16 protein-coding genes and 1 pseudogene are annotated in these 13,470 nt (G+C 58.9%); 9 read left to right on the top strand and 8 right to left on the bottom strand.

The window, feature by feature from the left end; translation table 11 throughout:
• Window positions 1-2: 2 nt before the first annotated feature.
• From C8029_RS07435 to C8029_RS07455, 5 genes are all read right to left on the bottom strand, one after another.
• The gene (locus C8029_RS07435) at window positions 3-332 is read right to left on the bottom strand and encodes a hypothetical protein (RefSeq protein ID WP_009570078.1); all 330 of its coding nucleotides are present in this window, start codon (window positions 330-332) and stop codon (window positions 3-5) included.
• A complete protein-coding gene (locus C8029_RS07440) occupies window positions 325-1,275 on the bottom strand; it encodes a DnaJ C-terminal domain-containing protein (RefSeq protein ID WP_152002624.1) in 951 nt (316 codons plus the stop codon). The genes C8029_RS07435 and C8029_RS07440 overlap by 8 nt, the downstream gene beginning before the upstream one ends.
• Before the next feature lie 549 nt (window positions 1,276-1,824).
• A complete protein-coding gene (locus C8029_RS07445; RefSeq protein ID WP_152002625.1) occupies window positions 1,825-2,586 on the bottom strand; it encodes a formylglycine-generating enzyme family protein in 762 nt (253 codons plus the stop codon).
• A 14-nt stretch (window positions 2,587-2,600) separates the two neighbouring features.
• The gene (gene nirK / locus C8029_RS07450; RefSeq protein ID WP_152002626.1) at window positions 2,601-3,821 is read right to left on the bottom strand and encodes a copper-containing nitrite reductase; all 1,221 of its coding nucleotides are present in this window, start codon (window positions 3,819-3,821) and stop codon (window positions 2,601-2,603) included.
• Between the two features lie 70 nt (window positions 3,822-3,891).
• Window positions 3,892-4,320, bottom strand: a complete 429-nt coding sequence (locus C8029_RS07455; RefSeq protein ID WP_009570074.1) for a pseudoazurin — start codon at window positions 4,318-4,320, stop codon at window positions 3,892-3,894.
• 145 nt (window positions 4,321-4,465) lie between these two features.
• Between C8029_RS07455 and C8029_RS07460 the strand changes: the two genes are divergently transcribed.
• Window positions 4,466-5,188: a Crp/Fnr family transcriptional regulator gene (locus C8029_RS07460; RefSeq protein ID WP_009570073.1), complete on the top strand. Its 723-nt coding sequence runs from the start codon at window positions 4,466-4,468 to the stop codon at window positions 5,186-5,188.
• Here the strand turns inward: C8029_RS07460 and C8029_RS07465 are convergent.
• Window positions 5,130-5,387, bottom strand: a complete 258-nt coding sequence (locus tag C8029_RS07465; RefSeq protein ID WP_081583642.1) for a DUF1858 domain-containing protein — start codon at window positions 5,385-5,387, stop codon at window positions 5,130-5,132. The genes C8029_RS07460 and C8029_RS07465 overlap by 59 nt on opposite strands.
• A gap of 124 nt (window positions 5,388-5,511) precedes the next feature.
• Between C8029_RS07465 and C8029_RS07470 the strand changes: the two are divergent.
• The 8 genes and pseudogenes from C8029_RS07470 (at window position 5,512) to C8029_RS07505 (ending at window position 12,337) form a co-directional block, all read left to right on the top strand.
• Window positions 5,512-5,963, top strand: a pseudogene (locus C8029_RS07470) (c-type cytochrome).
• A gap of 12 nt (window positions 5,964-5,975) precedes the next feature.
• Complete coding sequence (locus C8029_RS07475; protein ID WP_009570071.1) at window positions 5,976-7,325, top strand: cbb3-type cytochrome c oxidase subunit I; 1,350 nt, start codon at window positions 5,976-5,978, stop codon at window positions 7,323-7,325.
• Window positions 7,322-8,134 (top strand): CbbQ/NirQ/NorQ/GpvN family protein, encoded by an 813-nt coding sequence (locus C8029_RS07480; RefSeq protein WP_009570070.1) that lies wholly within the window; start codon window positions 7,322-7,324, stop codon window positions 8,132-8,134. Before C8029_RS07475 ends, C8029_RS07480 begins: the two co-directional genes overlap by 4 nt.
• 10 nt (window positions 8,135-8,144) lie before the next feature.
• Window positions 8,145-10,040: a nitric oxide reductase activation protein NorD gene (locus C8029_RS07485; RefSeq protein WP_152002627.1), complete on the top strand. Its 1,896-nt coding sequence runs from the start codon at window positions 8,145-8,147 to the stop codon at window positions 10,038-10,040.
• 1 nt (window position 10,041) lies between these two features.
• The gene (locus C8029_RS07490; protein ID WP_152002628.1) at window positions 10,042-10,215 is read left to right on the top strand and encodes a protein NnrT; all 174 of its coding nucleotides are present in this window, start codon (window positions 10,042-10,044) and stop codon (window positions 10,213-10,215) included.
• Window positions 10,212-10,448, top strand: a complete 237-nt coding sequence (locus C8029_RS07495; RefSeq protein ID WP_009570067.1) for a hypothetical protein — start codon at window positions 10,212-10,214, stop codon at window positions 10,446-10,448. Before C8029_RS07490 ends, C8029_RS07495 begins: the two co-directional genes overlap by 4 nt.
• Window positions 10,449-10,461: 13 nt before the next feature.
• Complete coding sequence (locus C8029_RS07500) at window positions 10,462-11,658, top strand: NnrS family protein (protein ID WP_009570066.1); 1,197 nt, start codon at window positions 10,462-10,464, stop codon at window positions 11,656-11,658.
• A gap of 13 nt (window positions 11,659-11,671) precedes the next feature.
• Entirely contained in the window at window positions 11,672-12,337 is a 666-nt protein-coding gene (locus C8029_RS07505; RefSeq protein ID WP_193217608.1) for an NnrU family protein, read from the top strand.
• Between the two features lie 110 nt (window positions 12,338-12,447).
• Here the strand turns inward: C8029_RS07505 and C8029_RS07510 are convergent, their stop codons facing one another.
• Together C8029_RS07510 and C8029_RS07515 are read right to left on the bottom strand one after the other, a co-directional pair.
• Window positions 12,448-12,660 (bottom strand): tautomerase family protein, encoded by a 213-nt coding sequence (locus C8029_RS07510; RefSeq protein ID WP_009570064.1) that lies wholly within the window; start codon window positions 12,658-12,660, stop codon window positions 12,448-12,450.
• 26 nt (window positions 12,661-12,686) lie between these two features.
• Window positions 12,687-13,424 carry an SDR family oxidoreductase gene (locus C8029_RS07515; protein WP_152002630.1) on the bottom strand — a complete coding sequence of 246 codons (738 nt, stop codon included), beginning with the start codon at window positions 13,422-13,424 and terminating at the stop codon, window positions 12,687-12,689.
• Between the last annotated feature and the right edge of the window lie 46 nt (window positions 13,425-13,470).

The raw sequence follows: 13,470 nt of genomic DNA on the forward strand, positions 1-13,470 counted from the left end.
CCTTATGACGCGTTCAAGCTCTCCAAAATCCGCGCATGTACATCCGCCGGCAGCGCCTGAATGGCGCGTTCAATGGCAAGGCGTTCTTGGTGAGCGGTATGGAGTTGATCAATCAGCGAAATCACCACGCCCAGAGCCGTCTCATCCAGATCCAAATCAAACGACAGATCGCACAGCAATTCCAACCGGGCGATGTCGATGCGCCGAAACACATAGCCCGTCTCACTCCGATCCGGTCGCACAAACTCGGCCTCGATGAAGCGGACAAGTTGGTCCCGGCTCAATCGGGTGATTGTGGTGATCACCTCCTCTTCAGAAAAATGTTCAATCATGAGTGGCCCCCTTCATCAGATCAATCCGAGGATCAAAGGTGTTTTCGCCGCGCCGTGCCGCCAGAAAGTCCCGCAAATCGGCATCGACCTCGGGCGGGACGACGATTTTAAGCTCGACCTTTTGATCGCCTTTTTCTTTGGCCCCGGCGCGTTCAACGCCACGGCCTCTCAGCCGCAGAATGCGCCCCGAACTGCTACCGGGAGGGATGGTCAAATCCACGGGTCCGTGGATCGTCGGCGTGCTGACTTTGCCGCCCAAAATGGCCTCTTCAATGGTGATCGGCAGCGTCAGAAGGATGTCATCTCCGTCACGGTGAAACACCGGATGTGGGCGCACGGACACGGTGATCAACGCATCTCCGGCGGGGCCTTGCCCAAATCCGGGCGCGCCTTTCCCGCGCAGACGTAGGGTTTGGCCATCCGCCGTGCCTTTGGGAATACTCACCGAAAGGGCCTGACCGTCCGGCAGGGTGATCCTCGTTTTGGTGCCCAGCACGGCCTCCAGAAACGGCACTTCAAGACTATACCGCAGGTCAGCGCCACGCACAGAGGCCCCTTGAGCGCCAAACCCGCCGCCGCCGGATTGCCGTGCACGGTTACGCAATATTTCGGCGAAAATATCGGCCGGGTCGGTGTCCGCACCAAAGCCGCTACGTTGCCGATAGGCATTGTCGGAGGTGTCCGCAAAATCGCGGTAATATTGGCGCGGGGGCCGCTCCGCCCCCTGTGCATCAATCTCGCCCGCATCATAGCGGGCACGGGTTTCGGGCTTTTTCAAAAGATCATAAGCCGCCCCAATCGCTTTAAACCGATCTTCCGCAGCGGGATCATCCGGGTGCAGATCAGGGTGGCTGGTGCGCACCAGTTTGCGATAGGCTTTTTTGATCTCATCTGCGGTTGCCGACTTGGTGAGACCTAACACTTTGTAGGGATCATCGGGCATCTGGATTCCTTATCGATCTTTGTGGCGTCATGATAGTGCAGTCCCGTAAAAATGCTTACTCATTTGTGTTGTGACCTGTGCGTTCGACATATTTTGTGCGTCATCAAACCCTTCGGCAATGTCTTCACGCAAAACGGTCAATTGTTTGGTCAACTCTTCGAAATCGTTGGCAACAACGGTAGCATCGGGGCGTTGGTTTCACGTTTCATCGAAAACAGCTTTGGGAATATTGGACCGAGAGGAAGGGGAAAGGCAAAGGCAAACGTCTCGACGGCCTGCGCGGTGGTTTGACCTTGGAAGGACATAGCGGAGCTGTCAACCGCAGCCCCGGTATTGTGAACACGCTGGTCGCGGTCGTGACGACGCTTTTTAGGTCGCCTGAGTAGGAATGCATCCTGATCGGGGGTAACGCGAGATACGCCTGAATACGCCTTATCAGAGCATTGACTTCGGATTGCGCAACTCGTTGAAACCAGAAGCCGCCTTTTGGCGTAGATCAACGCGTATGGTAAGCCGTTTGTCGGTCAACCGGACCTATTTCTTACCGCGTCACACACGACCGCCCTTTATTTTCTTGTTTGTCACCAATCGCAGTCCGAGATGGGCAGGCGGGCTGCCGACAGCGCAGCCGCCGCGGGCCGGGTCGCGGACCAGAAACGGGATCGCGGCAACATGTTCGCCGCCGGCAAAAAAGGCCGGGCAACGATCGCGGTCGATGGAGCCTCCACCGTCACCGGCAAAACAATCTTCGGTCCATTCCCACACGGAGCCATCAAGATCGACAATGCCCTCGGGGCTGACGGAAAAACTGCCTTGTCGCACCAGACGCCGCGGCGCGAGGCCCTCGATCAGATAGCTGGAAGCCCAGCTCAATGCGGGATCTGTGAAAATCGGATCTGGTTCCTCGGGCAAAACATCTTTGGCCATGAAATCCCATTCCTCTGCCGTCGGCAGTCTGAAGGGATGACGCGAATGGCGGTTGATCCAGTCCAGGTACTGGTTGACGTCTACGAAATTCAGCCCGGTGGCCGGAAGGAACGCGGGGTCTTCGTGTGCAGGGGCGCGCAGTTCCAGATCACAGGCGCCATCGGCGTGACACTGGTTCCATTCGGCCACAGTCACTTCGAATTTCTGAACGAAAATCTTGTGATCGTCGGACAGCACGACCGCATGTTCGGCCATCTCGGGCACATAGGACAAGTCGGGGCCGCGCAGCATCCACCACGCGCCCCCGACGAGCGTGACCGTTGCCATACCTGCCACGATCTTCAGAAGGGACGAAAAGATCACATGAGATACGGAAACGGTCATAGGTTTGGTCCCCCTTAAGTTTCAATACTCTTCGGAGCGACGACTTGTTCCATCAGGGCGTTGTTCCATTCGCCTTCGACGACGAAATGCGCGGTGGCACCAAGAAGAGCCGCCTCGATGAGGTTGTGGTTCACATAGGCGTAAACCCCCGGCTGTTCGAACGTATAGAGCGCGGCTCCGGCTGAGCCGCCCCGGATGAACCAGCTTTCGAGACCTGTTTGCGGGGCGTCAGAGAAGGATCCGGCTTCCCAGACATAGTTGCCATGGCCGCCAATGAGGTGTGGACGGGTGTCGCGGTTGGCCTGATTGTGGATCATCAAGACCGTTTCACCGACCTTGGCCTTCAGTGCGTTCTCACCTGTCAGCGCGCCGACAGAGCCATTAAACACGGAATGGGTCGGGGTGAGTGTGCGCATGGCATCAATGCTGTCGGCGTAGTCTTCGCCAGCCGTCTCATATGTTTTGTACGCGCCATTTTCGTCGAGTGGCAGGTAGAAATCCTGTTCGCCGATATAGGCGATGCGGTCGTATGTGAGCGCGTTGCCATCGCGGTCTTTCAACCCATCTCGCGGCAACACCATCACCGCACCGTTCATCCCATGGGTGACGTGATAGGGGATCATCGCCCCGCCCGGTGCGCAGTGATAGGTGAATACGCCCGGTTTAGTGGCTTTCCAACGCAACACGGTTTCCTCGCCGGGGAAGACATGGGTCAGCCCGCCGCCGCCCAAGGCGCCTGTGGAGGCGTGAAAGTCGATGTTATGTTCCATCATCGAATCCACGGGGTTGCGCAGGGTCAGTTCGACATAATCACCCTCATGCACGATGACCAGCGGACCGGGGACGGAACCGTTGTAGGTGAGCGCCCAAATTTCGGCACCCGTGTCCTCATCCACCGTCAACAGCACCTCTTTTGTATCCATGGTGATTTCGACGATTTTGGGGCCGCCGGTTGCCACCTGTTCGTGGACCGGGGCAAAGGGCGGCGCGACAAGGTCTTGTTTCACGCGGGTGTAGCCCGACAGGTCCACTTTCGGCGCGACGGCCTGAGCCTGAGCTTCGGCCTGAATGAACCGAGGCGCGGCGGCGCGTGGGGCGGCCAGAGGCGCGGATTTGCGCACCGGTGTCGCCAGTGCGGCACCGCCAACAGCGGCCGCGGCACCGGCAAGAAGAGAGCCGCGCAGCACATTGCGACGATTGGTTTTCACGAGGCCGGGGTTGATATAAGTGGTCATGAGACCCTCCAAGATTTTTATGGATTGTTGTGTCTTGTGCGTTGGGTCTTAATTTTGTTCACGGCACTGTTCAGAGTTTGCCGAGTTGTGTCTCAAAGCGTTCCTTGGCCTTTTTCGGCAAACGCCCGGCAAGGAAATCATCTGGGGCGGCGGCATCGCCGACTTTGATCGTCATCACCATGCCCATTGCGAAATGCGGATTGCATTTGACGGCATAGACACCTTCGGCATCGAAGGTCACGTCGAGTTCCTGGTTGATCTTACCTTTGAAGGCCTCGGCTCCGGCAGGGATCATACCATCGACGCTTTCGGCGTTATGGGCTTTGTCCGTCGGAATGAATTTGACGGTATCACCGGGCGCGATCTGCACGAGGTCGGGTTCGAAAACCATTGTGCCATTGTCGCTCTTGTTGAGCATATGCACCTCGAACACCTCCGCACTGGCGGCACCGCCGAGCAACGCGGCGAGAGCCAGTCCAGAAATCAGGGAACGAAACATTGTCTTTCCTTTCGGTTGATTTGTTTTCGGCTTATTTATAGACCCGCCTCCAAGACGAAGTTTGCGGTGGCACAAACTTCTCATCGTTTCTCTCGGGCGATACGCATCTATTGGACGCCGCGCTCTAACGTGTTTAGAAAGAACAATGTCTGACACAGCCAAAACATTGCCGCGCCTTGATGAGAGCCTGCTCAGTCATGTGCCGCCCTTCTCAAAGTTGGAAAAGCGGCAGATTCGTGAGATTCTGGACATGGCAAGCGTCCGCCGCCTCGGCGAGGGCGTTGCGGTCTTTGAAGAAGGTGCCCCGGCGGAGCGTTTCTATATGTTGCTGGACGGCTATATTCGGGTGATGCGGATCACCGCGACCGGAGAGCAGGTCATCGCTCTCCACATTCCGTCTGGCCAATTGTTTGGCATCGCCAAAGCGATTGGACGTGACACCTATCCAGCGACCTCTGTGACGGCGTCTGAAGCGATCATCTTGAGTTGGCCCATGCGGGTTTGGGACGATTTCGTTGCGCGTTACGACGGTTTCGCCACCGAGACTTACAAGACGCTGGGACAGCGCCTTGGCGAAATGAACAACCGCATTGTTGAGATGGCGACGCAACAGGTCGAGCAACGTGTTGCCAATGCGCTTTTGCGGTTGATCAACCAGACTGGTCGCAAGGTTGAAGGCGGCATCGAGATCGACTTTCCGATCACCCGTCAGGACCTCTCGGAAATGACTGCCACCACATTACATACAGTATCGCGTTTGTTGAGTGCCTGGGAAAAACAGGGGTTGGTGTCAAGTCGCCGCAAGCGGATCACCGTGACCGATCCCCACCGCCTTGTGTTGATGTGCCGGGGTGGGGTGCCGACATAACCGCCTCATGCAATTCCGCGACAAAGGCGTGCTGATCGAGATGGTATTCTGCACAGGCGTCTTCAACTGTGTGAAAGGGTGTGACGAGACAGCCAACACAGAGCATTTTGTGGCGTAAGAAAACCTGAATCGTCGCGGGCCATGTTTCCATAAGCTCATTCAGGGTCAGATCGGCATTGAGCGGGGATGTCAGAGGCATGGCGCGTCCTTTCACCGATCAATCTAAAGAGCTGAATGTATCGAAACGTTGCGCCAGCGCAAACTTCGTACATTTCAGGACGGTTACCTCTCTGGTCATCAAGTGACCCAAAGAGAGGCCCACCATGGCTGAAATTCTGACCAAAACGCGGGCGCGAAACATCTTTTACGGAGGATCAATCTTCTTCGTTGTGGTGTTCATTGCGCTGACCGCGCAGAGCCACCGACATATCGTCAAAACGTCTACCGCAGGGATGCCGCTGACCGAACAGGTCGCGCTCGGCAAACATGTCTGGGAAAAAAATTCCTGCATCAACTGCCACACGCTGCATGGCGAAGGCGCCTATTTCGCCCCTGAGATTGGCAATGTGATGACCCGCTGGGGTGTCGCCGACGACCCGGAAACCGCCTATGAAATCCTCGACGGATGGATGCAGGCGCAGCCTTCGGGCATCGAAGGCCGCCGCCAGATGCCACATTTCGAGATCACCGAGGAAGAGATGCGCGCGCTCTCTGAGTTCCTGCGCTGGGCCGATCAAACCGACACCCAAGCTGGCCGCCGAATGACGCGGGCTAAGGAGAATAACCCATGAAATACCAATCCCAATCTGTGGCGAAAGCCTATTTCTACTGCGCCATGGCGCTGTTTGGCATTCAGGTGCTGGGCGGGCTTTTGGCGGGCTGGATTTACGTTTCGCCCAACACCCTGTCCGAGATCGTGCCTTTCAACGTGATCCGCATGATCCACACCAACGCGCTGATCGTCTGGCTGTTGCTGGGCTTTTTCGGCGCGGCCTATTTCCTCGTTCCCGAAGAGTCGGAACGCGAACTGTTCTCCGTCAAACTCGCCTATCTCCAATTGATCATTTTGATGGTTGGCACGCTGGGCGCGGTTGGGTCCTATCTTGTCGGCATTCACGGCGGTCGCGAGTTCCTCGAACAGCCCTTGTGGGTGAAATTCGGCATTCTTGTCGCAGCCGTCATTTTCTTGTTCAACATCTCGATGACGGTTCTCGCCGGGCGCAAAACCGCGATCACCAACGTACTTTTGATGGGGCTGTGGTTGTTGTGCCTGCTCTGGGTCTTCGCTTTCATCAACCCCGAGAACCTCAGCCTCGACAAGATGTACTGGTGGATGGTCGTTCACCTCTGGGTCGAAGCGACCTGGGAACTGGTCATGGCCGCGATCCTTGGTTATCTGATGCTCAAGCTCACTGGTGTAGACCGCGAAGTGGTCGAAAAATGGCTCTATGTCATCGTCGCCACCGCGCTGTTCTCCGGTATCCTTGGCACAGGCCACCATTTCTACTGGATCGGCACGCCGGGCTATTGGCAGTGGATCGGGTCGATCTTCTCCACCTTCGAAGTCATCCCCTTCTTTCTGATGATGTCCTTCGCCTTCGTCATGGTCTGGAAAGGGCGCAAGAACCACCCGAACAAGGCCGCGCTTTTGTGGTCGCTCGGGTCCTCCACCGTAGCCTTCTTCGGCGCTGGCGTCTGGGGTTTCCTGCACACGCTGCATGGGGTGAATTTCTACTCGCACGGCACCCAGATCACCGCCGCCCATGGCCACCTCGCCTTCTACGGCGCCTATGTCGCCCTGAACCTCGCGGTCTTCACCTACGCCATGCCGATGCTGCGCGGACGTGATCCCTATAACCAGGTGCTCAACATGGCGTCCTTCTGGCTGATGACCGGCGGCATGACCTTTATGACCTTCGTGCTGACCTTTGCCGGGACGATCCAGACCCATATGCAGCGTGTACTGGGCGAAAACTACATGGAGGTTCAGGACAGCCTGTCGCTCTTCTACCTGATGCGCTTTGGCGCGGGGGCCGCAGTGGTCATTGGCGCGCTCCTGTTCATCTACTCGCTCGTCGTTGCGCGCAAACGTGAAGTGATTCAACCCGGCCCAGCACAAGCTGTCGCAGGAGAATGACCATGACGCTTGATCTTTCACCTTCCGCCTCTGTTGATCTGCCGTTCTATCAGCCAACAGGTATGGAATGCGGCCTGTTCGAAACGGCCTATGAAAACGGTTTGCCCCTTCTTTTGAAGGGGCCGACCGGCTGCGGCAAAACCCGCTTTGTCGAATATATGGCCGCAATTCTAGGCAAGCCGGTCTACACCGTGGCCTGTCACGACGATCTCTCTGCGGCCGATCTGATCGGGCGCTACCTGCTCAAGGGTGGCGAAACCGAATGGGTTGATGGGCCACTGACCCGCGCCGTGCGTGAGGGCGCGATCTGTTACCTCGACGAGGTGGTTGAGGCGCGCAAAGACGTCACCGTGGTGCTGCACCCGTTGACGGATTCGCGCCGCACCCTGATGATCGACCGCACGGGGGAAGAGCTTGCCGCACCAAAGGGTTTCATGCTCGTTGCCTCCTACAATCCGGGCTATCAAAACGTGCTCAAGCGTTTGAAACCCTCGACCCGTCAACGGTTCCTTTCGATCTCTTTCGACTTTCCGGAGCCAGAGGTGGAAATCGCGGTGGTCAGTGCCGAAAGCGGGCTGGAACCCGGGCGCGTTGCGCCATTGGTGCGGCTCGCGGGGCATATTCGCGCGCTCTCGGGGATGGATCTCGAAGAGGGCGTGTCCACCCGGCTTCTGACCTATGCGGCGCGGCTGATGGCCAGCAATATGAGTGTCGATCAGGCGATTCAGGTCGCCATCATCGAACCGCTCACCGATGAGCCGGATGTGCAGCAGGCGCTGCGTGATCTGGTTTCGACGATCTACGGATAGGAGCCGCGCCATGCGTTTGATGGACCTGATGGAACCGGAGGAGACGGTGGGCAACCTGTGGCACGATTGGGCCAAAGACATCGGTGCCGATACAAGGTTCCCTGAGGAGGGCGTGACCCTTTCCTCACTGCGCCCCTCTCTGACGGTGGTGTTTCGTGCGCTCGGTGGTCATGCGGGGGTGGAGCTTGTCGAAGCCGCCCCAACGCCGGTGCGGCATCGCGTGGCGTTGCGCCGCAAACTCGGGTCCGCCCGCGAAACAGAACATGTGGCGGCCTTTGATGGCGAGCGCCTGCGCTTGCCGCCGGTCATTGATGTGTTTCCAGAGGCGCGGCTCAACCGCGCGGCGTATTTTTGGCTCACCTCTTTGGCGGTGGTGAGCAGTCAAGAAATGCCGGATTTGCCCAGGGAACCTGTGGGCCAGGCGATGGATTGCGCGCAAATCCGGGCCAATGCGCAGGCCTGCGATCACGCCTATCTGCGCTGTCCCGGTCTGCGCGCGGCTTACCGCGACCTTGCGCTTTTGTCCCTCGGGCGCCGTACCAATCTGGCACGCCCTCCTGCCGAAGCCATGATGGAACAGGCGTTGCGGGATCAGCTGGGTGGGGAGGTCTCATCCGCCGGTGTGCCGCCAAGTGAAACGGGCACCTATATGCCGCTCGCCCCAGTGCCGATCTGGCTGCGGTTCGAGCGTCTGACATCCGGTCGCGGTGCGAGCGAGGATCAGGCCCAGAGCAAGACTGCCGCCTCCGGTGCGGCCAGCACCAAACGCAAGCTTGGCGAGCGTCGCGATCTCGATCAGACGCGGCGGCGCGACAGTTTTATCATCCACAGGTTTGAATCCATTCTCTCTTGGGTCGAGTCGATGAATATCAACCGCTCGGTGGACGATGACGACGAAGAGAACGCCGCCAAGGCAGCGGAGGATCAGGACCAGATCGCCCTGAGCAAACACAATCGCAAGGCGGCGACCCGGCTTCGGCTGCATCTCGACCTCTCTCCGGTCGATGCCGAACACGAGAGGCTCGCGGGCACACATGTTTATCCTGAATGGAACCACCGGACAGGCAGCTATATGGAGGGTCATTGCCGGGTGCTCGAAGCCCCTGTTGCCGTTGGTCCCAATGACGGGTTTCGCGCCGATCCGCGCCACATTCGCGCGGTGCGGCGGCAATTCGAGGCGCTGCGCCCGAAACGCATCCTGCGCCCGCGTCAAATCGATGGCAGCGAATTGGATCTCGACGCAGTGATTTGTAACCGCACCGACATCCTCGCCAGCGGGCGCGGCACGGATCGTATCTGGCAACAAGCACGCCAAGTTGACCGTGATCTGACGGTCGCCTTTCTGATTGACACGTCGCGGTCGACAGAGGCCGCGATTGGCGACAGCTCGGTGATCAATGTGGCCCGTGAGGCCATGTCGGCGCTCAGTGCCGGGATCGACGCCGCGGGTGACCGGTTTGGCATCTGGGGGTTTTCCTCGCTCCGGCGCGACCGGGTTTTTGTCGCGCGGGTCAAAGGCTTTGCCGATCCGATGGGCGCCACTGTCCAAGACAATATCGCCGCGCTCAAACCCGGCCATTTCACCCGGCTCGGCGCCGCGATCCGTCATGTCAGCGCGGAATTGGCGAAAGAAAGCGCCAGCCACAAGCTGTTGATCGTTTTGACCGATGGCAAACCCAACGATCTTGATCACTACGAAGGCCAGCACGGCATCGAGGACAGCCATATGGCGGTGCGCGAGGCGCGCCGGGCCGGACTGTCGTTGCATGGTGTGATCATCGACGAAGACGGGCAGGACTGGTTCGCCCGCATTTTTGGCCGGGGCGGGTTCACGCTTTTGCCCCATCCCGAACGGCTCTTGCGGGCCCTTCCCGACATTTACCGCAGCCTCACACAGGAGAGTTAATATGCGTTTTCTAATCCTTCTCACCGCTCTCATCCCCGTATCGGGTTTTGCCGAGGCGTTCGATCGTCCAATCCCACAGGCACAATCCGCCACAGCGGAACTTTGGTTCTTTTTCGCCACATTGGCACTGATTGCCGCGCTGATTGTGGTCGCGCGGGTGGTGGCGCGGCGATGACCCGACAGGGCGTGGGGCACTGGAGCGCGGCACGCATCGCGGTGCTGCTCTTTCCTTTCGGTTGGGGCGCTTTTGCGGTGAATGTCTTTTTCGCCTCGCTCATTGGGTCGTGGCTTGGCTTGCCGGTTGCGACGACCTCGGTGTCGCTGGGGCTTGGCGCGCTCATCGCGCTGCCTGCCACTTATGCCTTTGCCTGTCATATCCGACGCCTGATGGATGTTGCCGACACTTGAAAGGACCGTGAGAATGCCCGTTTCTTCTACTGAACAGATGCGCCGTTGGACGGGTCCAGCCCTGTTTTCCTACGGGTTTCGTCCGTTTTTCCTGTTTGGATCGCTTTGGGCTGCCTGTGCCATGTGCCTGTGGATATTGGTCTTGTCCGGGGCGCTCACCCTGCCGTCACGGCTCGATCCGGTGAGTTGGCACGCCCATGCGTTCCTGTTTGGCTATCTCGGTGCGATCATCGCCGGGTTCCTTTTGACGGCTGTTCCCAACTGGACCGGGCGCCTGCCGGTGGTCGGTACGTCCCTGATCGGGGTGTTCGCGCTCTGGGGTATCGGGCGCATCGCCATGCTGTTTTCGGGGCTGATCCCTTTCGGCTATGCGGCCGCCACCGACCTTGCCTTTCCACTGGTGCTCGGGGCGTTCTTGCTGCGAGAGATCGTTGCGGGGCGGAATTGGCGCAACCTGCCCGTGTTGCTCCTGCTCATGGTGTTTACCCTCTCTGACCTGCTGTTCCTTTTGGAGGCCGGGCGCGGGGGCAATGCGGCGACGGGTTTCGGGATGCGGCTGGGGCTTGGCTCGGCGTTGATGATGGTCGCCCTGATTGGCGGTCGGATCATCCCGTCTTTCACCCGTAACTGGTTGGTGAAAGCGGGACATGCGGCGCGTCCGGTGCCGCCGATGCAGCGGTTTGACAAAGCCACATTGGCGCTGAGCGCCCTAGCGCTTTTGGCATGGGGGGCGGCGCCGTTGCATGTGGTCACCGCGCTTCTCCTTGCCGTGATCGGCGTGTTGCACCTGATCCGCCTGAGCCGTTGGCAAGGGCTGATGACCCGGCGCGAACCGATTCTGTTTGTCTTGCATATGAGTTATCTCTGCTTGCCGCTCGGGGCTTTGGCTGTCAGTGCCTCGATCCTGTGGCCGGGGATGTTGGCGGGGCCTGCCGCAGTGCACCTGTGGACCGCAGGCGTGATTGGTGGAATGACGCTGTCGGTGATGAGCCGTGCCTCGCTGGGTCATACCGGGCGCGACCTACAGGCCAGCGCCGGGACCGTGGCGGTCTATGTCGCGCTCTTTGCCGCCACAATCCTGCGGTTTCTAGCCGGGTTTGTGCCACTGACCGGGCTGTATCAGCTTTCGGGTGGCTTTTGGATTATGGCATTTCTGGGCTTCGCCATACAGTATGCCCCGATGCTGTGGTCTGCGAAACGGTCCCGTTGAGGAGGTCTGTGACATGAACTGGGTTGCCTATGGGACGATGTTCGCGTTGTTTTTGTTCAGCCATTCGATCCCGACCCGCCCCGCCGTCAAACGCCGGGCGGTGGCGGCGGTGGGCGCGCGGGGCTTTACCATTCTATACTCGCTTCTGTCGCTGGCCATGCTCTTGCTGCTGATCCGCGCGGCCAACTGGCCCGACCCGGTTCTGTTGTGGCCACAATCTGCGATCACTCTGACTGTGACCCGGATTGGAATGCTGGCGGTCTGCATGATATTCGCCCTGTCGCTTGGGCGGCCCAATCCCTTTTCCTTCGGAGGGGCAAAGACTGATGTGTTTGATCCGTCGCGACCGGGTTTCGTACGGGTGCACCGCCATCCGCTCCTGTTGGGGTTTCTGCTTTGGGCGGGTTTGCATCTGTTGCCCAATGGCGATTTGGCGCATGTGTTGCTGTTTGGAGCTCTGGGCGGGTTTGCCACCCTTGGGATGCGGCTTCTGGATCGGCGGCGGCAAAAAGAACTGGGGATGCAGACATGGCAGACCCTGTGGCACCATGCGAAACGCGCGCCCCTGCGGACGGTCTTTGCAAAGGGCGATGTCAGGCGGAGTGTCTACGCGCTGATCGCCTATTGTGCCCTGATTGCTGGCCACAGCTTTTTTGCGGGCGTTTCTGTGTTTTGGTGATCCTCTGAGTGATCCTTGGTCGAACCACGAAGACGGGTGTCGAAACCAAAGGTCATTATCAGAAATCATTGGGGCGGCGGCTTGCACTGCTGCCCCGTGCACAAGGCGACTTAGCCCTTGGCGCGATACTCATCCGGCAACACAAACACTTCGTCGGCGCGGCCGTACCCACCATCCTTGACCTCTTCGATCAGAACCATTGTGTTGGGGCGCACGACCTCTCCAAAGAGCCCAACCAGCAGGTCGGTTGTCTTGTGGATCAGGTCTTCTTTCTGGGCCGTGGTGAGGGAGTCTTGTGGCAATTTGTAGTTTGCAAATGGCATTTGATTGTCCTTTCAAGGGGAGGGGGTTAGATCACGCCGCCATTGGCGCGAAGGGTTTGGCCACTGATCCAGCGGCCATCAGGGCCAGCGAGAAAAGCCACAGCGGCAGCGATGTCGTCAGGCGTCCCGAGACGCCCAAACGGGTTCAAGTCCTTAATGTGTTCGATCAAGGCATCGGGTTTCCCGGTCCTGAAAAATTCGGTGTCCACCGGGCCGGGCGCGACGGCGTTGACCGTGATCCCACGCGGCCCAAGTTCTTTTGCCAACACATGTGTCATCGCCTCGACGGCGGCTTTGGTCGCGGCATAGAGGCCGTAGTTTGGCTGGTAGAGACCAACGACGCTGGACGACAGGCTGACAATGGTCCCGCCCTCCGTCATGCGATGGGCGGCCTCGCGCATGCCTCTGAAGACGCCCGCAAAATTGACGGCGCATTGCGCGTCAAAGTCCTCATCTGTCGCGGCGCCAATCGGGCCGGCGCGCATGATGCCTGCATTGTTGATCAGACCGTTGGCGGGTCCGAAGGTCTGTTCAACAGCGTCAAACAGCTCGGCCATGCAGGATGGCTCTGCGACATCGCCTTGGACCGCAATCGCTTGACCGCCCGCCTCCTTTATCGTTTTGACGACGCGATGAGCCGCGGCTTTGTCACGCGCATAGTTTATCAGAACAGCATGACCGTCCTGAGCAAGACGCAGTGCGATGGCCGCACCGATCCCTTTGCTGGCGCCAGTGATGATTGTGTTTTGAGTTGGGTGTTTCATGTCGATCTCCGGTCTGTTGTCACGGTAGATAAACCGGAATAGATTT

The organism is Roseobacter sp. TSBP12 (assembly GCF_009129705.1).
Classification (GTDB): Bacteria; Pseudomonadota; Alphaproteobacteria; order Rhodobacterales; family Rhodobacteraceae; genus Celeribacter; species Celeribacter baekdonensis_A.